Source organism: Ruminococcus turbiniformis, from assembly GCF_020687545.1.
GTDB lineage: Bacteria > Bacillota > Clostridia > Lachnospirales > Lachnospiraceae > Mediterraneibacter > Mediterraneibacter turbiniformis.
In genome coordinates, this window is the sequence record NZ_JAJEQX010000030.1 from 1 (window position 1) to 26,351 (window position 26,351).

30 protein-coding genes and 2 tRNA genes are annotated in these 26,351 nt (G+C 44.9%); 4 read left to right on the forward strand and 28 right to left on the reverse strand.

The features are described 5' to 3' along the window. Positions 1 to 177: 177 nt before the first annotated feature. Positions 178 to 387: a helix-turn-helix transcriptional regulator gene (locus LKD70_RS18840; protein ID WP_407690981.1), complete on the reverse strand. Its 210-nt coding sequence runs from the start codon at positions 385 to 387 to the stop codon at positions 178 to 180. Here LKD70_RS18840 and LKD70_RS14285 point away from each other — a divergent pair. Then, positions 349 to 666, forward strand: coding sequence for a tyrosine-type recombinase/integrase (locus LKD70_RS14285; protein ID WP_227708599.1), 318 nt, complete (start codon positions 349 to 351; stop codon positions 664 to 666). The genes LKD70_RS18840 and LKD70_RS14285 overlap by 39 nt on opposite strands. 90 nt (positions 667 to 756) lie before the next feature. On the opposite strand, the gene LKD70_RS14290 is transcribed toward LKD70_RS14285, so the two are convergent. From LKD70_RS14290 to LKD70_RS14345, 12 genes are all read right to left on the reverse strand, one after another. Beyond that, a tRNA-Asn gene (locus LKD70_RS14290) sits at positions 757 to 829 on the reverse strand. 63 nt (positions 830 to 892) lie between these two features. Further along, positions 893 to 965, reverse strand: a tRNA-Ala gene (locus LKD70_RS14295). Positions 966 to 1,072: 107 nt separating this feature from the next. Beyond that, positions 1,073 to 1,891 (reverse strand): CvpA family protein, encoded by an 819-nt coding sequence (locus LKD70_RS14300; RefSeq protein WP_227708600.1) that lies wholly within the window; start codon positions 1,889 to 1,891, stop codon positions 1,073 to 1,075. An 8-nt stretch (positions 1,892 to 1,899) separates the two neighbouring features. Next, positions 1,900 to 3,096 (reverse strand): DUF5711 family protein, encoded by a 1,197-nt coding sequence (locus LKD70_RS14305; RefSeq protein WP_227708601.1) that lies wholly within the window; start codon positions 3,094 to 3,096, stop codon positions 1,900 to 1,902. Between the two features lie 50 nt (positions 3,097 to 3,146). Next, positions 3,147 to 4,400: a LysM peptidoglycan-binding domain-containing protein gene (locus LKD70_RS14310; protein ID WP_227708602.1), complete on the reverse strand. Its 1,254-nt coding sequence runs from the start codon at positions 4,398 to 4,400 to the stop codon at positions 3,147 to 3,149. A gap of 198 nt (positions 4,401 to 4,598) precedes the next feature. Further along, a complete protein-coding gene (gene fsa, locus LKD70_RS14315; RefSeq protein ID WP_227708603.1) occupies positions 4,599 to 5,252 on the reverse strand; it encodes a fructose-6-phosphate aldolase in 654 nt (217 codons plus the stop codon). Between the two features lie 87 nt (positions 5,253 to 5,339). Then, positions 5,340 to 5,936: a recombination mediator RecR gene (gene recR, locus LKD70_RS14320; RefSeq protein ID WP_227708604.1), complete on the reverse strand. Its 597-nt coding sequence runs from the start codon at positions 5,934 to 5,936 to the stop codon at positions 5,340 to 5,342. After that, complete coding sequence (locus tag LKD70_RS14325) at positions 5,936 to 6,289, reverse strand: YbaB/EbfC family nucleoid-associated protein (RefSeq protein WP_227708605.1); 354 nt, start codon at positions 6,287 to 6,289, stop codon at positions 5,936 to 5,938. The genes recR and LKD70_RS14325 overlap by 1 nt, the downstream gene beginning before the upstream one ends. 2 nt (positions 6,290 to 6,291) lie before the next feature. Continuing rightward, on the reverse strand, positions 6,292 to 7,884 hold the full coding sequence (dnaX, locus tag LKD70_RS14330; RefSeq protein WP_227708606.1) for a DNA polymerase III subunit gamma/tau: 1,593 nt from the start codon (positions 7,882 to 7,884) through the stop codon (positions 6,292 to 6,294). 26 nt (positions 7,885 to 7,910) lie between these two features. Further along, on the reverse strand, positions 7,911 to 8,987 hold the full coding sequence (locus tag LKD70_RS14335; RefSeq protein WP_227708607.1) for a 6-phosphofructokinase: 1,077 nt from the start codon (positions 8,985 to 8,987) through the stop codon (positions 7,911 to 7,913). 149 nt (positions 8,988 to 9,136) lie between these two features. Continuing rightward, positions 9,137 to 10,483 (reverse strand): glucose-6-phosphate isomerase, encoded by a 1,347-nt coding sequence (locus LKD70_RS14340; protein WP_227708608.1) that lies wholly within the window; start codon positions 10,481 to 10,483, stop codon positions 9,137 to 9,139. Between the two features lie 110 nt (positions 10,484 to 10,593). Then, on the reverse strand, positions 10,594 to 11,532 hold the full coding sequence (locus tag LKD70_RS14345) for a hypothetical protein (protein ID WP_227708609.1): 939 nt from the start codon (positions 11,530 to 11,532) through the stop codon (positions 10,594 to 10,596). A gap of 433 nt (positions 11,533 to 11,965) precedes the next feature. On the opposite strand from LKD70_RS14345, the gene LKD70_RS14350 reads away from it, so the two are divergent. Then, positions 11,966 to 12,208 (forward strand): TIGR03905 family TSCPD domain-containing protein, encoded by a 243-nt coding sequence (locus tag LKD70_RS14350; RefSeq protein WP_227708610.1) that lies wholly within the window; start codon positions 11,966 to 11,968, stop codon positions 12,206 to 12,208. A 187-nt stretch (positions 12,209 to 12,395) separates the two neighbouring features. On the opposite strand, the gene LKD70_RS14355 is transcribed toward LKD70_RS14350, so the two are convergent. Next, positions 12,396 to 12,887, reverse strand: a complete 492-nt coding sequence (locus LKD70_RS14355; protein WP_227708611.1) for a DUF6147 family protein — start codon at positions 12,885 to 12,887, stop codon at positions 12,396 to 12,398. A gap of 79 nt (positions 12,888 to 12,966) precedes the next feature. Beyond that, complete coding sequence (locus LKD70_RS14360; RefSeq protein WP_227708612.1) at positions 12,967 to 13,740, reverse strand: DUF4367 domain-containing protein; 774 nt, start codon at positions 13,738 to 13,740, stop codon at positions 12,967 to 12,969. Between the two features lie 107 nt (positions 13,741 to 13,847). On the opposite strand from LKD70_RS14360, the gene LKD70_RS14365 reads away from it, so the two are divergent. Beyond that, positions 13,848 to 14,918 (forward strand): undecaprenyldiphospho-muramoylpentapeptide beta-N-acetylglucosaminyltransferase, encoded by a 1,071-nt coding sequence (locus tag LKD70_RS14365; protein ID WP_227708613.1) that lies wholly within the window; start codon positions 13,848 to 13,850, stop codon positions 14,916 to 14,918. 101 nt (positions 14,919 to 15,019) lie between these two features. Here the strand turns inward: LKD70_RS14365 and LKD70_RS14370 are convergent, their stop codons facing one another. Together LKD70_RS14370 and LKD70_RS14375 are read right to left on the reverse strand one after the other, a co-directional pair. Continuing rightward, positions 15,020 to 15,568 carry an RNA polymerase sigma factor gene (locus tag LKD70_RS14370; RefSeq protein ID WP_227708614.1) on the reverse strand — a complete coding sequence of 183 codons (549 nt, stop codon included), beginning with the start codon at positions 15,566 to 15,568 and terminating at the stop codon, positions 15,020 to 15,022. A 12-nt stretch (positions 15,569 to 15,580) separates the two neighbouring features. Next, the gene (locus LKD70_RS14375) at positions 15,581 to 15,988 is read right to left on the reverse strand and encodes an HIT family protein (RefSeq protein WP_227708615.1); all 408 of its coding nucleotides are present in this window, start codon (positions 15,986 to 15,988) and stop codon (positions 15,581 to 15,583) included. A 185-nt stretch (positions 15,989 to 16,173) separates the two neighbouring features. Here LKD70_RS14375 and LKD70_RS14380 point away from each other — a divergent pair, with 185 nt between their 5' ends. Beyond that, positions 16,174 to 16,905 carry a sensor histidine kinase gene (locus LKD70_RS14380; RefSeq protein ID WP_227708616.1) on the forward strand — a complete coding sequence of 244 codons (732 nt, stop codon included), beginning with the start codon at positions 16,174 to 16,176 and terminating at the stop codon, positions 16,903 to 16,905. A gap of 41 nt (positions 16,906 to 16,946) precedes the next feature. Here the strand turns inward: LKD70_RS14380 and LKD70_RS14385 are convergent, their stop codons facing one another. From LKD70_RS14385 to LKD70_RS14435, 11 genes are all read right to left on the reverse strand, one after another. Then, positions 16,947 to 17,537, reverse strand: coding sequence for a rhomboid family intramembrane serine protease (locus LKD70_RS14385; RefSeq protein ID WP_227708617.1), 591 nt, complete (start codon positions 17,535 to 17,537; stop codon positions 16,947 to 16,949). Positions 17,538 to 17,573: 36 nt separating this feature from the next. Next, positions 17,574 to 18,395, reverse strand: a complete 822-nt coding sequence (locus LKD70_RS14390; RefSeq protein ID WP_227708618.1) for a DUF6382 domain-containing protein — start codon at positions 18,393 to 18,395, stop codon at positions 17,574 to 17,576. Beyond that, on the reverse strand, positions 18,383 to 18,763 hold the full coding sequence (locus tag LKD70_RS14395) for a TadE family protein (RefSeq protein ID WP_227708619.1): 381 nt from the start codon (positions 18,761 to 18,763) through the stop codon (positions 18,383 to 18,385). Before LKD70_RS14395 ends, LKD70_RS14390 begins: the two co-directional genes overlap by 13 nt. Beyond that, the gene (locus tag LKD70_RS14400; protein WP_227708620.1) at positions 18,753 to 19,223 is read right to left on the reverse strand and encodes an A24 family peptidase; all 471 of its coding nucleotides are present in this window, start codon (positions 19,221 to 19,223) and stop codon (positions 18,753 to 18,755) included. The genes LKD70_RS14395 and LKD70_RS14400 overlap by 11 nt, the downstream gene beginning before the upstream one ends. After that, positions 19,211 to 20,059 (reverse strand): pilus assembly protein, encoded by an 849-nt coding sequence (locus LKD70_RS14405; protein ID WP_227708621.1) that lies wholly within the window; start codon positions 20,057 to 20,059, stop codon positions 19,211 to 19,213. The genes LKD70_RS14400 and LKD70_RS14405 overlap by 13 nt, the downstream gene beginning before the upstream one ends. A 134-nt stretch (positions 20,060 to 20,193) precedes the next feature. Continuing rightward, positions 20,194 to 21,687, reverse strand: a complete 1,494-nt coding sequence (locus tag LKD70_RS14410; protein WP_227708622.1) for a DUF5702 domain-containing protein — start codon at positions 21,685 to 21,687, stop codon at positions 20,194 to 20,196. A gap of 123 nt (positions 21,688 to 21,810) precedes the next feature. Beyond that, positions 21,811 to 22,032 (reverse strand): Flp1 family type IVb pilin, encoded by a 222-nt coding sequence (locus LKD70_RS14415; RefSeq protein ID WP_227708623.1) that lies wholly within the window; start codon positions 22,030 to 22,032, stop codon positions 21,811 to 21,813. Between the two features lie 38 nt (positions 22,033 to 22,070). After that, entirely contained in the window at positions 22,071 to 23,339 is a 1,269-nt protein-coding gene (locus LKD70_RS14420) for an immunoglobulin-like domain-containing protein (RefSeq protein ID WP_227708624.1), read from the reverse strand. Between the two features lie 11 nt (positions 23,340 to 23,350). Further along, entirely contained in the window at positions 23,351 to 23,944 is a 594-nt protein-coding gene (locus tag LKD70_RS14425) for a type II secretion system F family protein (protein ID WP_320442608.1), read from the reverse strand. A gap of 109 nt (positions 23,945 to 24,053) precedes the next feature. Continuing rightward, complete coding sequence (locus LKD70_RS14430) at positions 24,054 to 25,268, reverse strand: CpaF family protein (protein ID WP_227708625.1); 1,215 nt, start codon at positions 25,266 to 25,268, stop codon at positions 24,054 to 24,056. Beyond that, entirely contained in the window at positions 25,243 to 26,289 is a 1,047-nt protein-coding gene (locus tag LKD70_RS14435; protein ID WP_227708626.1) for a P-loop NTPase family protein, read from the reverse strand. Before LKD70_RS14435 ends, LKD70_RS14430 begins: the two co-directional genes overlap by 26 nt. Positions 26,290 to 26,351 lie beyond the last annotated feature (62 nt).

The window sequence follows — 26,351 nt, forward strand, 5'->3', positions numbered from 1 at the left end:
CAGAAGTGCACTAATGATTCTCAGTTCATGAAGCCTCTTATGGTATATATACTGTAAAATATTAAATTTTCAAGGTTCATGCGGAGATTCAAACATAGAAAACACTATGTTTTGACCCCGACATCATGATATTGACTGCACGGCGTGCCTCCCTTTTTTCGTATGGATGCCCTTTTTTCATTCTTTTGCTATCAGCTCCATCTGTAATGTCATCCCCAGTGCTGCTGCTATGCGTACTAACAGTTCCAACGACGGATTATAGTTGCCGCTTTCAAATCTTGTAATATTGCTTCTGGGAATTCCTGACTTCTTTGCCAGTTCCGCCTGCGTTAAGAGATAAACCTTCTGATGCTCAAGCAGCGTGTGATGTATGGATACCAGACAGATCTGTTCATTTCAGATACGGACGGCGGACACATAAAATATTATGCGTATAACAAGTATTTGAAGGATAATTCAAAGAGGATCCTCGGACGTGCCCTCACGCCGCATACGCTGCGGCATACACATGCCAGCCTGTTAATGGAGCAGGGTGTCAGCATCGATACAATATCACGCCGCCTGGGGCACGCAGACAGCCAGATCACGCGTGAGATCTACCTGCACGTAACGAAGAAGCTTCAGGAAAAAGAAAACGAGCAGCTTAAGGGGATGAAAATTATATAGTTTGCCCCTTTTCTGCCCCATTTTTGAAAAGCAGAGAAAGAAAAATCCCGGGAAGCCTTGAAAACACGGCACTCCCGGAATTTTGTCCAGCTCCCCCTGTTGGACTTGAACCAACGACACTTCGGTTAACAGCCGAATGCTCTACCGACTGAGCTAAGGAGGAATATTTTGTTTTCAAACATTCACACTGCGGAGCTGAAAAGCTTCCGCAGTGTCATTGCTGAAGTGGAGAATACGAGAGTCGAACTCGTGACCTCCTGCTTGCAAGGCAGGCGCTCTCCCAACTGAGCTAATCCCCCAAACTGTTCATATACGAACCACTATAAAATATCATATTTTCAGGGGACTGTCAACAATTTTTTATATTTTTCAAATTTTCGGGAGCAGTTCACAGAACTGCCCGCTCTCAAAATCCAAGAAGACGGATCAGCAGCGGATTCGTATCATATAAGAACCGGAGGAAGCTGCTCTGTTCCATCATCTCAAAGCAGGCGGATCCCGCCTCTGTCGTGTACGCAAGCGTCATAACAAGAAAGCCGATCCATATGATTATCACAGCCAGAACAAGGCCCAGCACACCTCCGCAGAGATGGTTGATAAAACCCAGCACCGGCAGTTCGCCGATAATATTCACCGCAAACATCAGCGCCTTTACAATGATAATCGCCAGAAGGAATGTAACGAGGAATGACAGCAGATTCAGAACAAGCCTGGATATATATGCCGCCACATATTCCGGGAATGTACTCACTCCCAGCTCCCCGTATATGGTACTGTTATTATTCTCCAGAAGGAGATCCTTCATAAACTGCGGAATCGGCGCGTTCTCGATCTCCTGAATCTGCATGTCTCTCGGAATCTCCCCGATCACGCTGAGCACGTCATCCGCCGAGATTCCAAGCAAAGCCCAGTCCTGCTCGCTGAAATTTGCGATTTCCTCGGCAGAAAGCCCTTCCAGCGGCGTCCCGCTCAAGTCAATCTGAGAGAGCTGCTCTCCGGTAACTTCCGGCATAAACGCCTCCACAAGCTGATCTTCTATGACCTCATCCACCGGAGTGTACTTCGCCAGCGCGTCCGCCACATACGGAGAGAAAATCAACACGATAATCAATGTCAGAATTGTCGATAAGAGAGAGATTCCAAGCTTCAGGAATCCTCTCACATATCCAACCACAATACATACAATAAAAATTGCCGCTACAATAATTAAAAGCCAGTTATCCATCACTTCTCCTATTTCGTCAGATAAATCACACGCAATTCATCGACGTTTATCACATAGTATCTGTTCAGTCCCCCTGCCCGGAACATCTCCTGGACCTCGATGCTGAGACTGCCCTCATATTTCATAATTCCCGTCACCGTGACAATGCAGCAGTTATCCCCGTCATACATGATCACTTCATCACCGTCTATCTTCGCATTCCGGTAATTAGCGGGGATCTCCCTGCTTATCAACTGTTCTCCGAGACGGTTGTAAAGTCTGAGCTCATATCCCGATTTATTCTCATTTAAAAGAATAAAACCGATATACTGATCCGAGTGAAACACACTCTGTATCTCCTGATCAATCGTAACAGCTGTCTCCTCCTCCGGAATGTCCGTTCCCCTGTAAATAACAAAAGAATCGTTTCCGACCGCCACAGACCGGCCGCCTCCCATGAAGAAAAGTTCCGCCATCACTGTGTTCTCATACTCTGCCGTCAGCACTACATTGTCCGTTTTGCTCTGTCCTGTCTCTCCGAAATTATAATAGATGATTCTCGATTTCACACCTGAACTGTCCGTATACAGATAGGAAACCGCCAGCAGAGTGCCGTCGTCCGATATTTCCAGCGCTGCCGGATATCCGGTTGTACCCGGAGTGATCTGCTGCTCTACGAGCAGATTGCCTGCGGCATCATACGTCATAATTGCGGGCGTGCTCTCGCTTTTCAGAATCACACTCACAATTCCTCTGTCCGAAACCGTGAGCCGCTCCACCGGAAGTGCTGTCTCAATCTCACCGGTAAGCCCGTCCTCGGAAAATATAAGAATTGTGTTTCCGCCTCTGTCCGCCACGGCAAAAGCTTCATCCTTCACAGCAATAACCGGATTCTGCAGCTGTGTCGGCTGGATCCACTGTTCTTCGTTCTCTCTGTTCAGATAGGCAACCCCGTCTCTGTTATACCGGACAATCCCGTCCGCAAATTTGGCATACCCGCTTGTATCGGATATATTTCCGGGATACTGGGATGCTGTCCGTGCCTGCCCGTATACCTGATTCTTCATCAGAAGATAAGTCCCGCACAGGGCAAGTATGATCAGAACAGCAAACGCCAGTATTTTCCTCATTTTCGCATATCTGAATTTCCTTACCGCTTTTCTGATTTCGCTCAGATCGTCCGGAGAAGCCAACAGCTTGAAGCCTGTTTTTTTCTTTTGTGCCATATAACTCCCCTTATTTCTGATCTCTTTTACCTGTTGAGTATATCATGATTTTACGGTAATAGCAATTTCTGTCCTACATAAATGAGATTGCCGTCCTCAATTCCGTTCATCCTGCAGATCGCGTCCACATGCGTTACATCGCCGTACATCTTGCGGCTTATAATTGCGAGGGTATCTCCCTGCTCCACTGTATACACTCCGTCACTGCCGTTTCCCTCTGCCGGAAATGTGGCTGAATCAGCCTGGCTGTCCTGCGTCTCCGACTGCACAGCAGTATCCGACGCCGCCGAAGTCTGGGTATCAGCCTGAGATGCGTCTGAAGTTCCGCCTGACGCGGATATCTGTGCGTCTGACGACTCATCTCCCGAGGATTCATCTCCTTTGCTCTGTGCCTGTGCATTCACGTCCGCACCTGTATCTTCTTCACCGTCTGCGGCGGCCTGTCCCGCATCATCTGCATCCGGATCAGCCTGTCCCTCCTGTTCCGGATCAACCGCTGTCACGGTTCCGCTCGTCTCCACCGTATCCGTTGTACCGGTCAGACTGCTCAGCGTATTCTGAACCGAATTCATCCGGTCAAAACTGTTCACCATAGATACGCCCATGACAATGAGAATCAGCACAAGGCACGCACTTGCGGCGTACATCATGCCTCCCGCTCTTTTTCCTTTTCTGTGTTCCCCCCGCTTTCTAACCAGATTACGAAAGTCCTTCGCAGCTCTGTCCTCAACAGTCTCCGAGGAAAATACCCCATTTTTTTTTCGACTTGAGATCATGTAGTTCTGCATACACGGGTTTTTCTCATAATATGTATAGTGACCTCCGATCTCCATCAAATCGTTCATTTTATGTACATAGTACGTCTCTTCTTTTTCTACCGGATCCTTCATGATAAACACTGTATTTTTCTTTGGAAAAGACTTCTTGTGCAGCTTCACCGTTGACGGTTCCGGGGTGAGAGGAACTCCCGGGTGAACGACAAACCAGCCCAGCATTTCGCCGTCCTCAAAATACTGTTTGCAGTCTTCATATGCATGTTTCCATGTACTGTCGTCGATCACGTACTCATTTCCCGACATTTTCAGATCATGCATCTGTATCGCTCCGTATATGTATACATATTCCTCGTCTTTTCCCGGCTGAATGTCTCCTACCAGGAATGCCCCCATCGGCCCGTTTCCCGCCTTTTCGCACTTTTCACTGAGCTGTGCGAAAAAAGTATCCACATAATCTTCCACATATATTTTCGGGCTGTCACTTACGTTTCCAATCTGCCGAACATTTTTTGGTATCTGTCTTTCCATATACTCTTCACCTTCCTGATAAATTATTTTCCCGGCGTCCCTAAGAGAATAGCACACAAAATTAGCTGAATTTATCAGTTAGTGTCATACGAGTTCGACAAATCTCCGTAAATGCCTGGCGGCTCATTCCGGAATTAAAAAAACCGGACGCCTCGGTAAAGGCGCCCGGTGCTGAAAAATCCCGGATTTCCGCAGATTCTACTCGCCGAATACTGCGATATAGTCCTGTTTGAATTTCTTGATTCCGGCATCTGTAAGCGGATGATGGATCATCTGCTCGATAATTTTGTAAGGTACTGTAGCAATATCTGCTCCTGCAATTGCACAGTCCGCAACATGCATTGTCGTACGCACGCTCGCTGCGATAATCTGCGTCTCAATCCCCGCAATGGCAAAGATTTCAGAGATCTCAGAGATCAGATCAACACCTCTTACCGAGATATCGTCCAGGCGTCCGAGAAATGGAGATACATATGTAGCGCCTGCTCTTGCAGCCAGAAGCGCCTGGTTGGATGTAAAGATCAGAGTCACATTCGTCTTAATCCCCTCAGATGAGAGAACTTTTACCGCCTTAAGACCTTCTGCTGTCATCGGAATCTTGACAACCATATTCGGATGAATCTTTGCTATCTCACGGCCCTCTTTAATCATGCCCTCTGCATCCGTTGTCGTTGCCTTTACCTCTCCGCTGATCGGTCCGTCCACAATCGATGCGATTTCCGCGATTACGTCCTCAAAAGCCCGTCCCTCTTTCGCGATCAGTGACGGATTTGTCGTAACACCGCAGATAACGCCCATATCATTTGCTTTCCTGATATCGTCCACATTCGCTGTGTCAATAAAAAACCTCATCTCATTTCCTCCTTTAAATTTTCCTCTTTTCCTATATTATATCTTTTTCAAAAAGTTCGGTCAATAAGATCAGCGGTTAAATAAATTTTACAATTCTGTTCTTCCCTCAAGCGCACGGAGAAGCGTCACTTCATCAATATACTCAAGATCTCCGCCCACAGGCACGCCGCTGGCGATTCTGCTCACTTTAATCCCGACCGGTTTAATAAGCTTGCTGATATACATCGCCGTTGTCTCACCTTCAAGGCTCGAGTTTGTCGCGATAATCACCTCATCCACATCTCCCTGAAGCCGTTCCATCAGTTCCTTTAACCGGATGTCTCCGGGGCCGATTCCGAGCATCGGAGAGATGGCGCCGTGAAGCACATGATACACACCGTTGTATTTGCCTGTTTTCTCATAAGCCGCCAGATCTCTCGGAGTCTCCACAACCATAATCGTCTTTTTATCACGGTCGGGATTGCTGCAGATCGGGCACACTTCCCGATCCGTAAGTGTACAGCACACTTTGCAGTACCGCACATTTTTCCGCGCCTCAACAATAGACTGCGCCAGTGCCTCCACCTGGTCAAGCGGCATGTTGATCACATGAAACGCAAGTCGCTGTGCCGACTTGCTTCCGATTCCCGGAAGCCTTGAAAACTCTTCGATCAGACGGCTGATCTGACTGCTGTAATAATCCATTAAAACATCCCCGGCATCCCGCCGCCAAGTCCGCCTGTAAGTTTGGACATCGCCGCGCCTGACTCTTCCTCAACTTTGCGGAGCGCTTCGTTTGCAGCCGCCACGATAAGGTCCTCGAGCATCTCGATATCCTCAGGATCAACGACTTCCTCTGAGAGCTTCACTTTTGTCACTTCCCTTTTTCCGGAAACTGTGACTTCCACTGCTCCGCCGCCCGCTGTCGCGGTAAACTCCTTTGACTCAAGCTCCTTCTGCTGCTCCTCCATCTGACGCTGCATTCTCTGCGCCTGCTTCATCAGGTTTGCCATATTTCCCGGCATTCCGCCGCCCGGGAATCCTCCACGCTTTGCCATATCTAATCCTCCACTGTTATTTCCATATTGATTTTCTGTTCTATATCAACGAACGTATCTTCAAAATGCCTGCCTTCGTCCACGTGCCGCACTTCGATCTCCACTTTCTTTCCGATCTTCTCCTCGATCAGCTCTTCCAACTCCTTAACATGGTCTTCTCTTCCGACCACGCTGGCCGCCAGACTGTCCGGCAGAACAATGAGAAGTCTGTTGTCTCCGCCGAGACTTAAACGTGCCTTCTTCAGATACCCTCTGACCATGCCCGACGCCTCATCTGCAATGGCCCGGAAGTTCTTAACCACTTCCTGAACATCTTCAGGAATGGCGTTCGGAAGTTCCGGCCGCGGTCCTCTTTTTACTGCTCCGGCGTCTCCGTAATTTTCCGGTCCTTCCCCCCGGCCGTTTACATACACGGCTCTCTCCGCCGCGCCTGCCTGGATTCCTTTCTCCAGTTTATCTTCCACCGCGCGGATCCTGTCAAGAAGCGCGTCCTGGTTCGTCTCCATAGCCGGGGTGCACAGTTTGATCAGCGCCACCTCAAGCATGACTCTCTTCTGGGTCGCAAATTTAAGCTGTCCGGAAAGTTCGGAAAAAACACGAATATAGCGAAACAACATATCCGGCTCAATCATCTGAGCCTCTTCCTTAAGCTGCATCATATTCTCTGTCGATACATCCAGAACATCCTCTATATTATCAGATGTTTTTACGAGAAGCAAGTTTCTCAGATACCACGTAAAATCTGCCGCAAGCTGGGTCAGCTCTCTTCCCTGCATGACGAGATCGTCAACAATATCGAGGACTCCCGCCACATCTCTTTCCAGCACTTTTCTTAAAAGACGGCTGAACACATCCGTGTCCACTGCTCCGAGCACCTCGAGAACATTGTCATATGTCAGAGTCTGCCCGAGATAAAACGCAATGCACTGATCCAGAAGACTGAGCGCGTCTCGCATGGAGCCGTCCGCTGCCTTCGCGATATAGCGCAGAGCCTTATCCTCCACGTCCACATGCTCTGTGTCCATAAGTTCCTGCATACGGTCCGTAATCGTCTCGATGCTGATTCTCTTAAAATCATAGTGCTGGCATCTGGACAGGATCGTGATCGGTATTTTGTGAACCTCTGTTGTCGCCAGTATGAAAATCACATACTCCGGCGGCTCCTCCAGCGTCTTTAAAAGCGCATTGAAAGCACCGATGGAGAGCATGTGCACCTCGTCGATAATATAGACTTTGTACCGCCCCTCCGTGGGACGGTACGCCACTTCCTCTCTGATCTCACGGATATTGTCCACACCGTTGTTTGACGCTGCATCGATCTCGATCACGTTCATGGAAGTCCCCGCCGCGATCGATCTGCACATCGCACACTCGCCGCACGGGCTTCCGTTTACCGGATGCTCACAGTTAACCGCCTTTGCGAAAATCTTTGCCACCGTTGTCTTCCCGGTGCCCCTCGTCCCGCAGAACAGATATGCATGTCCGATACGGTTTGCCATGATCTGGTTCTTCAATGTTGTAATGATATGGTCCTGCCCCTTCACGTCCTCAAATTCCGAAGGGCGGAACTTTCTGTATAGTGCCGTATATGACATGAATTACACCTCTTGGAACTGTCTGATTACTCGTCGCCGAAGCTGATGCCGATCATCCTCGCCTCTTTGATGATGCTGCACTTCGGATCAACTGTCTTTAACTTGCCTGCCACATCTGCAAGCGGTACTTTTGTCGTCTCGCCGTTCTTCATCGCAACCATGTACCCGTACTGTTCTTTGAGAATCAGCTCTGCTGCTTTCGCACCCACTCTCGTCGCGAACACTCTGTCGTATGCGCACGGAGATCCGCCTCTCTGCGTATGTCCCGGAACAGTGATTCTCACTTCCTTGTCCGTCTCTTTCTCGATCTGTTCAGCGAGCTCATAGGCGATGGAAGGATATTTTCTCTTTTCCAGTTTCTCTTTGTACTCTTTCTTCTTAAGCTTTGCGTCCTCTTTGGAAATCGCGCCCTCTGCAACAGCAAGAATTGTAAACGGTTTGCCTGCCTTTGAACGGCCCTCGATCACTTTTGCGATAGACTTGATATCATACGGAATCTCCGGAATAAGGATGATGTCCGCTCCTCCCGCAATTCCGGCGTGAAGTGTGACATGACCTACTTTGTGTCCCATAACTTCGATAATAAACACACGGCTGTGAGACGTTGCCGTAGTGTGAATTCTGTCAATCGTGTCTGTCGCGATATCAACAGCACTCTGGAAGCCGAATGTCATCTCCGTTCCCCAGAGATCATTGTCGATCGTCTTCGGAAGTGTAATGACATTAAGTCCTTCCTCGCGGAGCATATTGGCTGTTTTATGAGTTCCGTTTCCTCCCAGAATGACAAGACAGTTCAGGTTCAGCTTGTGGTATGTATGCTTCATAGCCTCCACCTTGTCCAGACCGTCCTTATCAGGTACTCTCATCAGCTTGAACGGCTGTCTTGATGTACCGAGAATCGTACCGCCTCTCGTCAGGATTCCCGAAAAATCTTTTGATGTAAGCATACTGAAATCAGCATAAATCAATCCCTTATATCCGTCTTTAAAGCCATAGATCTCAACATCGTCCCGTTTGGAACAGATACCTTTCACGACACCGCGCATTGCCGCATTCAGTGCCTGGCAGTCTCCGCCGCTCGTCAGCATTCCGATTCGTAACATGATTTCTTTTCCTCCTTCACTCTTACCGGCAGCAAATAAGCAGCCGGCTTTCTCCGACTGCTTATTATTATACCCTATTTATGAAAACGTAACAAGGCAATTCCGTTACAGCTCAGCAGTTCAGCCCCGCTCCATACGCGAAACCGCACTTACAGCCTCTTGAGAAGAGCTTCTCTCTCTTCCTCATATCCCGGTTTTCCGAGCAGAGCAAACATGTTCTTCTTATAGCTCTCAACTCCCGGCTGATTGAACGGATTAACGCCGAGTAAATATCCGCTCACGCCGCATGCGAACTCGAAGAAATAGAACAACTCGCCCAGATAGAACTCATTCTGCTCCGGAATCTTAACCATCAGGTTCGGAACATTTCCGTCTGTATGCGCAAGAATTGTCCCGTTCATTGCGCTCTTGTTAATAAAATCTACATCCTTCCCTGCCAGATAGTTCAGGCCGTCCAGATCAACCGGCTCTTCATTGATGATGATCTCTTCCCTGGACTTTTCTACGTTGAGAACAGTCTCAAACAGGATTCTGTTTCCGTCCTGGATGAACTGACCCATGGAGTGAAGGTCTGTCGTAAGGTCTACGGATGCGGGGAAGATTCCTTTCTGATCCTTACCCTCGCTCTCACCGTAGAGCTGTTTCCACCACTCGGATACATAGTGAAGGCTCGGCTCATAGTTTGCAAGCACTTCGATTGTTTTTCCTTTACGGAGAAGAATGTTTCTGATCGCTGCGTACTGCATCGCATCATTCTTTGCGAACTCATTTTCCAGAGCAGCTTTTCTTCCCGCTGCAGCGCCTTCCATCAGCTTGTCAATATCAGCTCCGCTGACTGCGATGGGCAGGAGTCCTACCGCTGTGAGAACTGAGAAACGTCCTCCTACATCGTCCGGTACGACAAATGTCTCATACCCCTCTTCTGTCGCCAGATTTTTAAGCGCTCCCTTTGCACGATCTGTCGTCGCGTAAATTCTCTTCGCAGCACCTTCTTTTCCGTACTTCTTTTCCAGGATCTCTTTGAATACGCGGAAGGCAATTGCAGGCTCCGTTGTTGTTCCGGATTTGGAGATCATATTGATTGAGAAATCTCTGTCTCCTACAACATCGATGAGGTCTTTGATATATGTGCTGCTGATACTGTTTCCTACATAGTAGATCTCCGGAGATTTTCTGATCTCTTTTGACACAACATTTGCGAATGAATGACCGAGGAACTCAATCGCAGCTCTTGCTCCCAGGTAGGAACCGCCGATACCGATCACAAGAAGAACCTCCGAGTCCTCACGGATCTTCGCAGCTGCTTTCTTGATACGGTCGAACTCTTCCTTGTCATAATCTACCGGAAGATCAATCCAGCCGAGAAAATCATTGCCGGCTCCGTCTCTCGCAAGCAGCTTGTCCTTTGCCTGTGCCGCAAGCTCACTCATATACTCCAGCTCATGCTCCTGCACAAAACTGCACGCTTTTGAATAATCAAACGTTACTTTGCTCATCTTAATCCTTCCTCTCCGATATTCTCTGATATCATTGTCATCATTTGAATCCCTGCCCCGGCTAACCCCGGTGCCGGTACTCTATGCATATTTTACCAAATATAAATTCCTTATGCAAGGAACTCTTCCAGTATCTGGCGGATCGCCTCCTCTCTGAGTGCCGGACGTTCTTCATCCGCCCCGCTCTCTGCCGCCCTTCTGACAGCCTGTCTTGCAGCTTCTCCTTTTTCGCTGTTTCTCGGTTCTCCCTCAATATTGATAGACAGACCCCCTTCCCTTTCTGCAGCACCTCTTTTTCTTCGTGTTCCCGCCGTATCTGACGGGCCTGCCGTTTCCGGAGCCATCCCGCGCCCTTCCGGATCACGCGAGATATTCGATGCCCGCATGCCTGACGCCAGGCGCCCGGACTCCTGAGCCGAAAAAGATGCTGTCTCTTCCCGATCCCTTTCATCTGGAACCGGCTGGAATCCTCCTTTTCCATTTCCTTCCGCGGAGATCACATCGATAAATTCCCGGTCTCTGACGTTCTGCTTTTTCAGACGGAATGTACAGATATTTTCCAGATAATCTGTCATGTACATCCTGACCGCATTAATTTTGTACGGTTCGTCAGAAAGCCGTATGATGACCGAGAGAAGAATCATCTCGGCAATTCCCGCTCCGATATATTGATAAACGGACTCATTGAATCCGGAATTCAGGTAAGTGACGGCAGCCCCGAGCGCCGCCAGGATTCCCGCAAACCATACGGACAGTGTTTCTATCTGCCTCCATGTATGAATGCGGAACAAAAAGCCTCTGTATTCGTATATGTATTTTTCTACAAACGCATCAATATTTTCCACCGAATCCCGGATCATACATGCGTGTTCGTACTTTGCTCTCACGAGTTTTATCAGTCTGTGCGTGCTCTTCGGCATGTTTTCTGCCGCTTTCACCAGTCTGCGCAGCGTAATATGATTGACGATTTTCGCCATGATTCCGATTACGCCGACTGCAGCCATCAGATACGCGATGACACTGGTGTTTCCTGCTAATCCCTGTAACATAGCAAACCCTCCTGTTTTATTTTTCTCCCACAATCTCCCCTTGTCCTTCGACGGTGCGTATTGTGTTTGTGGTCATTATAGATCATCCGGTCCGTCTTGTCCTCAAAAACCGTTCTACATATTTCTACAGAATCAGGTCTGCCCGGTTTTTCTTTCTCCTCTGTTATGAACTTCCTAAAACTTCAGTCTGAACCTTGAAAATACTGCGAATAAACAAAAAGAGTACCTGACGATTTACCATACTGCATCCCTCTTCTGTCTGTCACTTTCTGTCACATTTTTTTGAAAGATTTTTTACGATATGCTGTAATCCGCTGTCTTTACTTTCCTCTTTCATTCTGCTATAATTCAAACGGCGCCAGAGAACAGAATATTTTCCTCTGTCTCTCAGGCACATATCTGATCAGCTGGATTAAAGGAGGTGTACGACCACATGGATTATCAGCCGAAGGGTGTCTGTTCAAAACAGATTCATTTTGATATAGTGGACAACAAAGTAAAAAACGTATCCTTTTACGGAGGATGCAACGGAAACCTGCAGGGTATTTCCCGACTGATCGACGGAATGGATGTCAACGAAGCCATCTCCCGCATTGAGGGAATCAGATGCGGCTTTAAACCGACCTCTTGCCCGGATCAGCTCGCTCAGGCATTAAAACAGGCAGTCGGAAATTAATCCGCCTGCCTGTTTTTCATTTAGTTTCTTTAAGCCCTTGAAGCAGCCGCCATATGTATGCCAAAGTTTGTGGTGTTCTCGGAACAGGTTCTCAAATTGATAAAATCTGATTGTTAATAGTTTCCGCGGCACACCTGGCGGCTGCTTCAAGGGCTTAAAGAACGTTTGCTATTATATTGTATGTACCTTATGGAAGGAAGATACCATTTGTTGCTGAGGCTGTCTCCTCATAGACACCGTTGTGTCTTACGATATGATTCGCACGGGTTCTGTAGTAATAGCCTCTGTCTACTTTTACTGATTTATCTAATGACAAATAATAAGTATTTTCAATGTCATCGTAATAATAATCTACCTGTCCCCATTTCTCTACATCCGGATGATACTGCTCAACATAGCCGATTGTCATAATATAATCGATAGAGTAATTTGCTGTCGTTGACGCATAGGAATATACTCTTGTAAGACCAGCTTTCGAAATTGAGCATTCGCCAGTCATTAAATACTCTCCCCTTGCATTAGATAGGGTATTTCCTGTTGAACTATCTTCATGTGTAAGATACGATCCATCAACCATTATCGGCTCTGAATCCGATGCCGTCACATCGATTCCCGGTACAAATATCATTGTACTGAACGCAGCCACACTGACTAATACTGATAAAATACGCTTTTTCACTTTTCTCAATCCTTTATAATATCTTAGTTTTTTTCCCTTCTGTATAATAAACAACTGATTCAGAAAAAACTTACGCGTTTTATTCTAAAAAAATTAAATTTTCTATAATTTTGTCGAATTCTTCTTTTTCTATAATTCCCATAATTTGATACTGAGCATCCATATATTCAAATTCAGCTACATACCTATCCTGCTCCATATTATCAATATCATAATTTTTAATAGATACAGTAATATCACCAATAATTATTTGGTATGAGCTCACAAAATTATCTGTATCAATTTGAGCAAAAGATGAATCTGCATTATTCATATACATGGAATATCTTATTATTTGATCATTATATTCATAATACAAAACCGCTCTATTATGTTCCTTTTCTATTGTATAATTCATAAGATGCATATCATTAGGCATATATCCGAATCTAACAGTTACAATTCCCAGCTCATTTCTAATAGTCCTAAATAAGTATAACTCGTCAATATCTACTGTTTCCTGTGAATCCATTTTCTCTACTTCAATAAACGATAGATTCTCTTCTCCTGTTATCTTATCCCACAACACCTTCCAATACGACTTGCTCCCAACACCAGTCATCACGCTTCCGCATACAAGAACAATTACAGCAGCCAGAGCGAATACGACATAGCGCCTCTTTTTTCTGTGGCGGACCACCTTTTTGACGCGTTTATCGTACTCATATTCCTGGATCTTGTTAAAAAGGGACGTCTCAAAGTCATCAGAAACTTTGATATCGTCAAGATCATCTCTGTCTCTGATTTCTTCTTCTATTCTCTCAGCTTCTCTGTCTATTTCTTTCTTCAGTGATAACTTTTTGAGTTCTTTCATTCTCTACACCTTTTTCCGTTCCATATTTTCCTTGACATTTCATCAAATCATATTAAGATGAAATTATCTTAAGCTGTGTATTGCCACAACTACTGGAGGTTAATCTTATGAAACGAATTATTTTAACCGGCGGCGGAACCGCCGGACATGTTACTCCAAATATCGCCCTGATCCCCAGACTCAGAGAGCTTGGGTATGACATTCAGTATATAGGATCTTACAATGGCATTGAAAAGGATCTTATAGAGCCTTTCGGTATCCCATATCATGGGATTTCTTCAGGTAAACTGCGCCGATACTTCAGCGTACAGAATTTTACCGATCCCTTCCGTGTTGTCAAGGGATTCAGCGAGGCACGAAAACTGATCAAAGATCTGAAGCCTGATGTAATCTTTTCAAAAGGCGGCTTTGTATCAGTTCCTGTTGTCCTTGCCGGAAAACGCTGCAAGGTTCCTGTCATCATCCACGAATCCGATATGACACCCGGGCTTGCGAACAAAATTGCAATTCCATCAGCCGAAAAGGTGTGCTGTAATTTTCCTGAGACACTGGATTCTCTTCCTAAGGGCAAAGCAGTCCTTACAGGTTCCCCCATACGTCAGGAACTTCTCTCAGGCAATAAGATAGCGGCACTGGATCTATGCGGATTCACAGCAGACAAACCGGTGATTCTTGTGATCGGCGGAAGTCTCGGCTCCGTTATCGTCAACAACGCTGTCCGCAAGAGTCTTCCTAAACTGCTGGAGGAATTCCAGATCATTCATCTTTGCGGAAAAGGCAAGACGGATGACACATTGAAAGGCACCAAAGGGTACTGTCAGTTTGAATATATCAAAGATGAACTCCGTGATATCTTCGCACTTTCCGACATTGTAATATCCCGAGCCGGAGCAAACGCAATCTGTGAACTTCTGGCCCTGAGAAAGCCGAATCTTCTCATTCCGCTTTCCGCTAAAGCGAGCAGGGGCGATCAGATATTAAATGCCCGCTCTTTTGAACGCCAGGGATTCAGCATGGTTCTTGAAGAGGAAAATCTTACCGAGGATACTCTTGTATCTGCTGTGCATGACCTTTTCGACAACAGAGGAACTTTTATCGATGCAATGAGAAACTCCGGACAACAGGATTCAATTAACACGATTATATCCCTGATCGAAGAAGCTTCTTCCGCAAAATAGCTTAAATCTGTGTCTTATTTTCTGCAGGTGCCATTGCACGGCACCTGCAGTTTTCTTTTTCTGTTTTCATGTCTGCATTCCGGTACTCTGGTTTTTTCTTTTCAGTCCGGCTGTTTCATCTCTTCATACTCTGCGCCGTAAGTTTTCGCTATCCACTTTCTTGCTCTGTGCAGCATACTGTGTAGAACTTCCACACGGATTCCCATCATTTCAGCGACTTTCGCCTGAGGAATGTTCATATAATAAGTTAATACTATAGCCTCATGCCATCTTGGATTTTTCTCCATAAGTCCTCTGAAAATACGTTCATGAAGCTCGAATCTTTTAACTTCAAGACTTTTCTCTGCATATTCCTCTTCCACGCTCTCCTGAATCCGTATCTCTCTTTCCAGCACTTCATCTTCAGAAGGAATTTCACGCCTATACTTCTTGTAATGATTAAACGCAGCGTTTCTTGTTGTCGTATACAGCCATGCGTAAATATTTCCGTTTTTCAGTTCATCAAACCCGATGTATAATTTCAGAAATGTGTCCTGAGCTATGTCTTCTGCCGCATCGTAATTGTTACCTGAATAAGTATATGCTATTTTCAGGACGAGATTCTTATACTTCTCATAAATCTCGTTATACTCACGATTACCTGTCAACATAATTTCTCCGGTTTATTTCATCTTTTCCAATATTTCATTTTTATCTTCATCTGACAGTTCTCCGACATGCCAGCCAAGTCCCACATTATCCCCTTTGTAACGCGGGATCAAATGCATATGGAAATGAAATACCGTCTGTCCGGCACACTCCTCGTTGTTCTGGACAATATTATATCCGTCACATCCGAGAACATCCGTCATCTTCTTTACCATCTTCTTCGCAAGAACAATCGCTTTTGCCGCTGTTTCTTCGTCAATGTCATAGATATTTCTGTAGTGTTCCTTCGGAAGAATCAGGGCATGTCCTTTTGAAGCCGGACCAAGATCCAGGATTACTCTGAATTCGTCATCCTCATAAAGTGTTGCAGAGGGAATCTCCCCTGCTGCGATTTTGCAGAAAATACAATCTTTCTCTCTCATGATAACTCCTCTTTTCACAGATTATTTCTGGTTAGTAGTATAGACCATTTTTTGAAAAAAGAGAAGCTTTCTGTCGAAAGAAGTCACATTGATTCTGTTGAACAGACACTTCAGTCATGCTAGACTGAAAGTATACAGCCAGTACCAATTACTGATGCTGCAATAAAGAAAGAGGGTCTGACAGTATGCTCACTAATATAGATCTGAACAAAATGAACCGGCTGATGGAAGAAAACAGGGAGGCAAAGCAGATTATCTCCCAGCTTCTGGAAAACCATCACACCACCGTCTCTATGATTGCGCACGAAATACGCAACCCGCTCACGCTTGTATCGTCTTCGCTTCAGATCATCGAAGCCCAGCATCCAGAAGTGAAGGAATTTTACAACTGGAATCAGACGATGGAGGACGTCCATTTCATGTGCAGTCTGCTGAACGAGCTTTCCACATTCAACAACAGCAGTACACTGCACTATTCTGTATTTTCAATTGAGAAACTGATCAAAAATGTTGCCGTTTCATTTGCTATTTCTCTTGATTCGGAAAATTCTGCTATCCGCTTTTCATCAAAAATAGCATCCGGTATGGGTGATTATACCGGTGATAAAATCAAACTCGAAAGAGTTCTGCTTAACCTTCTGAAGAATGCAAGGGAAGCAGTAAACTCTGACGGTATTATCAGCCTCTCCGCTAACAGAAATAATGACAATATTGTAATCCAGTGTACAGACAACGGATGCGGGATATCTGCCGAAATCATCAATAAAATCTTTGATCCGTTCGTCACCTACAAAGAGAACGGCACAGGTCTTGGACTTTCCTCATCAAAACGTATTGTGGAGGCACACGGCGGAAGTATTTCCGCAGAATCCTCGGATGACAAAGGTACTGTTTTTACTGTCACACTGCCGATATAAGCAGATCTTCCTTATTTACTTATATATTCACGGTTATTTGCTCATACGGTTCTTTTTCTGCGGTACAGAACAGCCGCCAGGATAAATCCGCATATCAGACCGCCAATATGTGCCTCGTTGTTTACCTCACTGCTGGTCAGGCCGAAGTACAGACTTAAAAGAATCATAAATATCATTCCACGTCCTGAAAGCCGTCCTATCCGTCCGCGGTTTGCAATTACCACATAGAAAAGAGCTCCCATAAGTCCGAATACAGCTCCCGAAGCACCTGCTGAGACAACATTTTCTCCTGTTGACATATTGATAAAAAGTGAAAGCAGATTTCCCGTAATTCCGCTTCCGAAATAAATGATAAGGAATTTTACTTTTCCTGTCTCCAGCTCCAGATTCCATCCCAGGGCTCCGAGCATAACCATATTATTCAGAAGATGTGTGATCCCGAAATGTAAAAACATACTGGTGAAAATCCGGTAATATTCCTGCCCTTCTACTATCGCCGGCTCATACATCGCTCCATGGTTCATCATAAAATAGGTGTCTTCCGGATCTCCTATCAGCAGCATAATAAAAAATACTGCTGCATTTGCTATAATCAGAACCGTTGTACACATCGCTTCCGGTTTCTGTCTCACGATAAATCACCTTTTCCGATTTTTATGATCTTTTTATTATATCGGTCTTCCCGGTTTCTGTCCATCCATTTCTGTAATCATATCTTCCCACTCTCCCCAGCGCCCTGTTTTTATTCTGTTTATCGCATGTTTTATCGGACTGTAAGATGATGATTTTTCCGCTATCTTTTCCACATCCTGAGTTCTTTTGTATTTCGTTTTTCCGATAACACTGTCCTCCTCGTCTACTGAAAATAATACTGAATCGGGAATATTTTCCGCTCTTTCAGATCGATACTCTTCTTCTACTGATTTTCTTTCTTCTCTGCTTTCTTCCATAATCCTTTTTAGATCATACTGCTCTCTCATTGTCTCTTTATGCATTTTGCAGACGAAAAAAATACTGTCCATATCATGATAATCCAGTTTTTTTACGAAATACTCTGTCATTTCATGGAATGATCTGCACAGAGTCTTTTCTCGGTATTGCTCCGGAACAGGAAGATAGCAGAATCTGTAATGCCCGCCTACCACAAAAATCAGTTCAGGAAAAATTAAAATTCCATCCGGATTCATCAGATGATTCTTTACCTCAGCAACCGCATCCAGAAGTTCTTCTGTAAATCTTTCAATTTCCTGTTTTCCAATTTCATCATCTGCGTACCTTTTTTCCAGACTTATACCTCCATGTACACGATATGTATACCTGCTCTGTCCGTCTCTTCCCCCGGCTCTCATATTCAGAAAACCTGAAAGTACATTATTTTTCAGCATACTGACCTGATAATTTTCTTCATATGGAATCGGAATATCAATATGAATATATGTATAATCCCATTCGTTTTCATACGAAACATTCAACTTTTTCACTCCATCCATCTGATCCTCTCTTCCGGTTTTACTATAAGCGACGTATGACTTACATTCACTTTCATTAAAGATTTGCTTGCAGATACTGACACTGTAACCTGATCTTCCGTCTTCTCTACTGCAACGTCTGTATCTGTCAGAAATATCAGTTTTCCATCTGTTCTCTGCCTGAAGAAGCCTTCCAGATCATAGTCCGCTGTCTGCCGCCGGACTGCCTGACTTCCCAGCACCGCCGTCTCAGCGGCAGCCCCGTTTATTACCGCTTTGTCGTGATAATAGAACACGGCATGCATGATCATGACAAACATCCAGAGAAACAGCGGAATAATATACGACATTTCAATAACGGAACTTCCTTTCACATATTTACATTCCACAGATCATTCCCCCTATGTATGATACGGTGAGAAAAGGAATAAACGGAAAAGAAGACTTTCTGCTGAACTTTCTCACAATAAGAAGAAACGCAGAATACCCCGACGCCATAAGAAATGCCGCCATCAGAATCGACAGAATATTCCAGAATCCGATCATTCCTCCCATAATCACTATAAGTATACTGTCTCCATACCCGAAAGCTTCCCCTGTTATCCTGCTGATTATAAGAAATATAATTCCGACAGCTATGCCTCCGGCTGTCAGTATCGCAGAGAATTTTCCCGCACATAAAACCCCCGCCGCTGCCGGAAAGATTCCGGCCAGAAGAAATTCTATTCTGACCTTTTTCCACCTGATATCCATAATCGAGAGAGCAATCATATATCCTGCAAATATGATCCGGCATATGGTTTCTCTATACTGTATCAGCAGTTCCGCTGCTTCTTTTACTTTGAGCATCTGGAACAACCTCCTATTCCCGCCACATCCGATCTGTTAACTGCCCGGATGGTTCTCTTCAATCCGCTGCAGCTTAATGAATTGTGATATCTTCTTCCATCCTCTGTAATATAGACTCCTGCCATTGCCTCTCCGAACACGCATTTTTCGCATGCATAATATATGCCGCCTCCGGCATTTCTTATCTCTTTTAGCTCATCCGACGGAACAAATCTGATGGACAGCTGAAGATAGGAACAGTGGCAGTCTTCATGGTAAACGGCGCTGTTATCTGTAATATATACAATTTGAGAGTCTTTCTCATCCGAATCATATCCCTTATATCCATTCCATGAACCAATGATAAATTCTTCCTTCAGTCTCGCCGAAATATTTCCAAAAACAGATATTGGCAGTCTGACTTTGTACTCTACGTTGATATGCATATTCCCGGTAATCGGAGAAACATAGGATTTCCAGCATGAAATACCTGAACTTCCTCCATCCAATATACTGCGCTCAATTCTCTCTGTCCCAATAAGCGAAACAATATCTGACTTAAGCTTTACAGTATTAAGTACAGGAATTACAGCCGTATCTTCGGCCGCACTTTTTGCCGCATTCTGAGCTGCCCCTGAGATGCATATTTTTATGCTCTGAATCTCAAGTATCCAAATCAGACAGAGCGCTGCAAACAGAAACAGGGGGACTCCCAATGACGCCTCTACTGTAAGAACCGCTTTTTTCCATCTTTTCTTCTCTCGATACGCTCGCTGATATTCTTTTTCTTTTATCTCCGGTGCAGATGCCCCTCCTGATCGTGTTTGGGATGTATCTTTATTCAAATATATTCTCATCGCAGCCGATTTTCCTTTCTATTTCCGTGGCATTATTGGTAAGTGAATTTCCGCATGAGGGATTGCGGACAGAAGGAAGGGCATCTGCACCGGAGATAACTTTCCTTTTCCAGGTATTAAATCCACACTTCTCACTACACATATGCAAAACTCACAGGGAATTCATACGTAATTTCTCCAAATATTGATGTCTTATTATTCAGTTCCAGTTTTGAAAAACACTGATCTGCTTTTACATGGTTCAGTCCATGTTCTGAATCCAGATTTTCTTCGATTCGGTCCAACGCCCTCATCGCCGTATTTTCCTGGTCTTCGAGAAATAAAAACGCCCTGAGATATCCTTCATATGTAATTCCATCTTCATTATCCTGACCTTCGTTACTCTCTGAACCTTTTCCAAGAGTAAAAAGGGAAGAAAGCGACAACTGCCAATTTTCCGTATTTTTTACCAGCGGAGCCTTTTTTCCAGACAGAAGCGTACGCAGATCCATCACACTCTCCCCCGCAGCCCAGGCCAGAAGAATAAGCTGTTTTAAAGCCTCGGAAAGCTGCGGCACTAAAAGAAGGGATGTAATCACTGCTGCAAGGGATGCCGCTTCTGACTGCTTTGAAGTATCACTGAAGAGATAGGCATAGTTAAGTGCCATTCTTATCAGAAATATCTTCATCAGAACTGACTCGAGATTCTCTTTATCTGACTGCTTTCCCGCAATGATATATTCCACCTCATATTTCAGAGATCTGCTCCGATCCGAATCCGCACTGTTTATCCCTTCTCTTTCTGTTCCTGAATTCTCTGATTCTCCGCTTTCTGTTTTTCCTTTATCCATCGCTGCATTTGAGAACTGCTTCAGAATATACTCTCCAAACAGCAGTTTTTCCTCCGGGCCATTCATCCCCTGTCTGGAAGGAAATGTTCCTCTTCCGGTCTGAAGAGACCGGTTTGACGCCTGATCTTCAAGGCTGATCTGTAGTCCTGAAAGTTCCATCTCCTCCGGCAGTACAAGTGTCAGGATTCCGCTCTTTTCTATTTGTTCGAGACATGTAAATGGATTCATATCCTCAATGGATCCGGAAGATTCTGAATCAATTTCGGCATCCGCTTCTTCTGAGGCTGATTTTATCTCTTTAACCTCATCGAGAATATTCTTTTCCTGCTCTTCCATCTCCCGGCCTTTTATTTCCTGATCCTCCCACTCAGATGCCAGACCTGTAAATTCTTTAATGAGACTGATCCCATATCGTTCCTCCATATATTGGATTACCTGCTCCCTGAATGCCTGGCCGCCGTTGTCAGTCAGATACTGTATTGATGATACTTCATGTTCCAGCATGTTTCCGTTTTCATAGTAATGCAGCCGGCTGATAATCCGATCTTCACTGAATCCTTCCATCGCATAACTTCCATCTACAGCAAATATATGATAATCTTCCAGCAACTCTTTCTGATATTCTCCAAAGACAGAAAATATGGACCTGTCGGCTGTGAGTCGGCTCATATTTTTATGATTATGTACAGCCATTATCTCCAGAATGCCAAATACAAACGATACGAGAAGTATAAATACAATACTGAGAAATGCCGTCACTTCGGCCTTGTACACGCTTCTTTTTTCAGCTCTGTCCATATTTTCTGTACCGTTCCTTTCTTCTGTCCCTGTTTTTCTGCTCTTCCTGCCGCTCTTCTTTCCCTGACTTTATGCTCTCCTTCTCTTTCTCCAGTCCCTGTTTTTTCCTGCTTCCGCCTTTTCTCAGATTGATGAACTTTCAGATATAATCTTGTCAAAGATTGTATTGATCAGGTTGATAAGCTGGTTTTTAAAAATTAGAAGCAGCGCAATCACAATTACAAGAATAAGAACAAGTTCTATCACCGTAATACCGGATAAATATCTCCGCTTCATAATAAAAACTCCTGCTTTTTCTTTTGTTGTTCTAATTTTGCTTTTTACAGTTGAAATTGCTTTTTCCATGTACTTTTCCTCCAGTTTTTGCCGTATTGTTCATTAATTCATATCTGAATCGAGAAAAATGCCGGTACAATCACAATTGCAAATACAATAATCAGCATCATAAACAAAGGAATCATCAACTTTGTTCCGGCTTCCTCTCCCAGTTTTTTTGCCAGATTTTTTCTGTCCTCAAACGCTTCCTCCGCCTCTCTTCCAAGCAGATCCGTCAGACCTTTTGATCCTTTTCTGAGGTTCTGCGAGAGCAGCATACCGAATTTCCGATAAGATGATATTCCACACCGGATTCCGTAATTTTCATAACACTCTCCCTCCGGTGCGCCGCCCTGGATCTGATACATTGTACATATCATCTCATCATATGCCTTTCTTTTCCCTTTTCCTCTGTATTTTCTGTCATAGTCGTGGGCAATCAGAAACCATGCTCTTCGGACTGTCATACCAGCTCTGATATAGAGATTAAATTTGTTGATAATCTGCGGATAATCCAGACGCATGAGGCATTCCGCTTTCTTCTGCTCCTCCTTTTTTCTCTGCGATGAGGAAACGATAATCATGCAGGATGCTCCTGCCCCAAGTACAATTATTCCAAAGGCTCTCATATCTGTCGCATATTTCCAGGTCACCTTTTTTCCTTCTATCTCACTCGGAAGGATCATATACTCTTCTGTTTTTGTCTCTTCATCAGATTTGCTGATCTGTTCTTTCAGTTCTTTTACCGTCTGTTCCGCTTCATCTGTTTCAGGAGGAAATACTTTTACACAAAACTCATATACCGCTTCTTCCTCTCCGTATCTTAAATGAGCTGTGAGCATCACAATGACGCCTTCCCTGTCAATCTTTTCCGATCTTATATTTCCCTGTACGTCTATTACGTCATAATTATCTGATTCCCACGAAACCAGAATTCCGCTGTCCGGTATTTCTCTTACAAGATCAAGATCGCTCTGCACATGATCCAGACTCTCATTCTCCCCGAGGATCAGTTTTTCCAGTCTTTCTCCCTCATTTCTGAATACCGCTGTAAGTTCTTCTCTGTCATACTCCTGTCCGGAGACTGTAATGTCGATCTTCTCTTTCTGCTCCCCGATCTGTACGTCCATCTGCCGGAGACTGTTCTCTCCCCGTTCTCCTCTTTCCAGAATAATCTGTCCATTATCATCTGTACTCAGCTGTCTGCTGTTATCCGTGACAAAAACAGCGGCAAAACAGATAAGCGTTCCAAATGCGGCAGCTCCGGCCTTTAAATACACGGGATTTTCCCAGAATTTCTTTTTCCGGAATCCCTGATTCTCTTTTGTCTTTTTCAAATTTTTCGCCTCTAAACTTCAATGGAAATAATCTTTCTGCCAAGTCTGTATGCCGCTATATACACTGCGAGACATATGCTCATAATGGCTGTACCTGCCGGATTTCCATACAGAATTTCCAAAAATTCACCGAATGTCAGCTTCATATAAAGAATGACCGCAAAGGGAACGCCGCACATAATATCAAATTCCAGCTTTTTTGACGCAAGCATTGTCTGAATCTCTTTTTCCGTATCAATCTTATCGCTTATAATTCTGACCGCATTCCGGATAATGGATATACTGTCCCCTCCCGCTTTCTTTGCAGCTGTAAACACATTCACAAAGTTTTCCACATCCTCCTGCTCTGTCCGATAAGCAAATTCTTCCAGAACGGATGATACCGGCATATTCATTTCAATCTGATGCGCCATTCTTCCGTATTCTTTTCGGATTCGCGTTTCTTCCCCATACATACTTCCGATATCTCTGTCTGCTTCCCTGATCGCATTTTCCACGGAATACCCGGCTTTAAGCGCAGAGGCAAGAGCCTGTATGCTATCCCTGAACTGAAGCCTGAATTCCTGTTCCTTCTTCTTTGAAATATCCGCGACCCAGTCTTTCATATAAAAAATCCATATCGGTATAAAAACAGGAGCCAGTGCAAAAGATTCATAAAACACATAGCTCATAAGTATACATACAGCCACTGTTTTCCCTATTCCGAACGCATACTCAGACTTTCTGATATCCTGCAGCCACAAGTTTTTCCCTGTTTTCGAGCTCACCAACCTTCACAAGAAATCCTTTAATTTTTTCATTTTCCATCCCCTCCTCCCTGAACTCAAACAGTGTTTTTGTATTAATCCTTCCTTCGCTGTACCCGAGAATCTCTTCGATTCTCAGAACCCTTCTGCTCTTGTCTCTTAGTCTGCCGAGATGAATGATAATATCCAGAGCTGAGGCAAGCTGTCTTTGTATTGCCGGGAGAGGAAGATCAATTCCCATCATCATCATTGTTTCCAGACGGTGAAGCATATCTTCCGGATTGTTGGCATGCCCCGTTGACATGGAACCGCTGTGCCCGTTCAGCATTGCAGAAGATATCATATCCACAGTCTCGTCTCCCCTTACCTCCCCGACAATGATGCGGTCCGGCCTCATTCTGAGTGCCGATTTGATCAGATCTCTTATCGTAACCGCACCCTCCCCTTCCAGATTTGCCCCTCTCGCCTCAAGACTTACAAGGTTTTCCACACCCTGTATTCTCAGCTCCGCATTGTCCTCAATCGTTATGATCCTTTCATCCTTCGGTATGTAATCTGACATTGCGTTTAAGAATGTTGTTTTTCCAGCCCCTGTGCCTCCGCTCACAAAAATGTTGTATTTCGAATAAACAAGTCCTCTGATAAAATCTGCAGCCTCCTGCGTAAGACTCTTCATGTTCACGAGCTGCTCCATTGTGATCGCATCCGAAGGGAACTTCCTGATAGTCATAACAGGACCGTTTACCGCTACAGGTTTCAGAACCACATTTACCCGGGAGCCATCCGCAAGCCTTGCGTCTACAATGGGAGAAGACTCATTGACGTACCGGTTAGCCCCGCCGACAATCTGCTGAATCACATCGCAAAGCCTGTCTTCTGAAAGGAAATGCCGGTCGGTCTTAAAAAGCCGTCCGTCCCTCTCATAAAAAATATTCTCCGTCCCGTTGACCATAATCTCTGTAACTGATTCGTCTTCTATCAGATCCTGAAGTATATCCAGTCTTCTGAAAGAATTAAACAACTGCCGCCCAAGCCTTATTTTTTCACTGAGCGGGAGAAATTCTTCTTTTCCCGCTTCCTCCAGAACCGATCTTATGACTTCCTGAAGTTCCTCTTCCCCGGTCTCCTTCGTCATATCGAGGCGAAGCATCACCTGCTCATACAGAATTTCCGTCCTGGTCATTCTCAGATCCTGATCCTTTCTTTATCCCCGCTGCTTTTTTCATCTGCCGTCTGACCGTCTTTCTCAAAACATCCTCATATCCGGATTCTCTCAAATTATTCTCATACTGTTCCATCTTTGTATCAGATATGCTGTCGCATATATACGGGGTGTAAATCTTTGTGCATTTTCTCATGATCTCATACAGTCCGTTTATACAGTCTCCGAGATCAAGAATCACTGCCTCATAGATACATTCGTCACATATCCTGTCCAGAAGAGTGATCCACTCATCTTTGGATACCATTCTCAGATCCTGCTCATTATTCATTGGACTGATATAATCAAGCCCGTCTATCTGCCCTGTCATTGTGCTGATCTTAATTCCGTAGTCGGTCCTCTCCTGCTTCATACAGTAGATCAGATCTCCCAGATCGTATTCCGTCCTTCCGGAAAAGTAAAAATCTCCTCCGGAATATCCTTCCATATTCAGATACAGAACAGGGATCTGCGCAGCCAGCTTCTGTCCCAGCCGGATCGCAAACTTTGTTTTTCCGATTCTGTGGATCGGAGAATACACTCCTACAATTCCTCTGACTCCGGGCTCATCCCTGATCCGTACCACTCTCTTTCTCTGTTCCGGAACCGGACTTAAATATCTCTCGGACCGGTCCGGACTGCGCGTCTTTTTTATTCCTTTTCTCAGTTCTCTTACTATCGTATCCGCAGGCTGATACCTGAAAATATACGTATATCCGTCTCTTCTGCGCTGTGCATATTCCCTGTCATCCGTAAGGATAAAAAGATTTGCTCCTCCTGCTTTTTCACTCAGTTCGGCTTCGTACTCCTCACAGGTAAGAAGGATATCCGTTTTCCCTGACTCTGCAAATTCTTTCATTTTTCCCGCATCGCGGAAAAAATGAAACTGGTACTCCTCTGAAAAATGATCTTCCAGTACTTTCTGAAGATGCTCCGCATATTCTGTCTGTATATCACAGATCACAAAATGCCCTGATTCCTTATTTTTCTTTTCTTCTGACATAATCTGAATTTTGCCGCGATACTTTTGCAGCCTGAATAAAGATATATGACAACCGGGTCCCT

Excerpts from the sequence above, each read along its gene's own strand:
- LKD70_RS14285 (WP_227708599.1), top strand. The coding sequence starts at position 349 with ATGCTCAAGCAGCGTGTGATGTATGGATACCAGACAGATCTGTTCATT.
- LKD70_RS14300 (WP_227708600.1), bottom strand. The coding sequence starts at position 1,891 with ATGGATAACTGGCTTTTAATTATTGTAGCGGCAATTTTTATTGTATGT.
- LKD70_RS14305 (WP_227708601.1), bottom strand. The coding sequence starts at position 3,096 with ATGGCACAAAAGAAAAAAACAGGCTTCAAGCTGTTGGCTTCTCCGGAC.
- LKD70_RS14310 (WP_227708602.1), bottom strand. The coding sequence starts at position 4,400 with ATGGAAAGACAGATACCAAAAAATGTTCGGCAGATTGGAAACGTAAGT.
- fsa (WP_227708603.1), bottom strand. The coding sequence starts at position 5,252 with ATGAGGTTTTTTATTGACACAGCGAATGTGGACGATATCAGGAAAGCA.
- recR (WP_227708604.1), bottom strand. The coding sequence starts at position 5,936 with ATGGATTATTACAGCAGTCAGATCAGCCGTCTGATCGAAGAGTTTTCA.
- LKD70_RS14325 (WP_227708605.1), bottom strand. The coding sequence starts at position 6,289 with ATGGCAAAGCGTGGAGGATTCCCGGGCGGCGGAATGCCGGGAAATATG.
- dnaX (WP_227708606.1), bottom strand. The coding sequence starts at position 7,884 with ATGTCATATACGGCACTATACAGAAAGTTCCGCCCTTCGGAATTTGAG.
- LKD70_RS14335 (WP_227708607.1), bottom strand. The coding sequence starts at position 8,987 with ATGTTACGAATCGGAATGCTGACGAGCGGCGGAGACTGCCAGGCACTG.
- LKD70_RS14340 (WP_227708608.1), bottom strand. The coding sequence starts at position 10,483 with ATGAGCAAAGTAACGTTTGATTATTCAAAAGCGTGCAGTTTTGTGCAG.
- LKD70_RS14345 (WP_227708609.1), bottom strand. The coding sequence starts at position 11,532 with ATGTTACAGGGATTAGCAGGAAACACCAGTGTCATCGCGTATCTGATG.
- LKD70_RS14350 (WP_227708610.1), top strand. The coding sequence starts at position 11,966 with ATGGATTATCAGCCGAAGGGTGTCTGTTCAAAACAGATTCATTTTGAT.
- LKD70_RS14360 (WP_227708612.1), bottom strand. The coding sequence starts at position 13,740 with ATGAAAGAACTCAAAAAGTTATCACTGAAGAAAGAAATAGACAGAGAA.
- LKD70_RS14365 (WP_227708613.1), top strand. The coding sequence starts at position 13,848 with ATGAAACGAATTATTTTAACCGGCGGCGGAACCGCCGGACATGTTACT.
- LKD70_RS14370 (WP_227708614.1), bottom strand. The coding sequence starts at position 15,568 with ATGTTGACAGGTAATCGTGAGTATAACGAGATTTATGAGAAGTATAAG.
- LKD70_RS14375 (WP_227708615.1), bottom strand. The coding sequence starts at position 15,988 with ATGAGAGAGAAAGATTGTATTTTCTGCAAAATCGCAGCAGGGGAGATT.
- LKD70_RS14380 (WP_227708616.1), top strand. The coding sequence starts at position 16,174 with ATGCTCACTAATATAGATCTGAACAAAATGAACCGGCTGATGGAAGAA.
- LKD70_RS14390 (WP_227708618.1), bottom strand. The coding sequence starts at position 18,395 with ATGGATGGAGTGAAAAAGTTGAATGTTTCGTATGAAAACGAATGGGAT.
- LKD70_RS14400 (WP_227708620.1), bottom strand. The coding sequence starts at position 19,223 with ATGCTCAAAGTAAAAGAAGCAGCGGAACTGCTGATACAGTATAGAGAA.
- LKD70_RS14405 (WP_227708621.1), bottom strand. The coding sequence starts at position 20,059 with ATGAGAATATATTTGAATAAAGATACATCCCAAACACGATCAGGAGGG.
- LKD70_RS14410 (WP_227708622.1), bottom strand. The coding sequence starts at position 21,687 with ATGGACAGAGCTGAAAAAAGAAGCGTGTACAAGGCCGAAGTGACGGCA.
- LKD70_RS14415 (WP_227708623.1), bottom strand. The coding sequence starts at position 22,032 with ATGGAAAAAGCAATTTCAACTGTAAAAAGCAAAATTAGAACAACAAAA.
- LKD70_RS14425 (WP_320442608.1), bottom strand. The coding sequence starts at position 23,944 with ATGAAAGACTGGGTCGCGGATATTTCAAAGAAGAAGGAACAGGAATTC.
- LKD70_RS14430 (WP_227708625.1), bottom strand. The coding sequence starts at position 25,268 with ATGACCAGGACGGAAATTCTGTATGAGCAGGTGATGCTTCGCCTCGAT.
- LKD70_RS14435 (WP_227708626.1), bottom strand. The coding sequence starts at position 26,289 with ATGTCAGAAGAAAAGAAAAATAAGGAATCAGGGCATTTTGTGATCTGT.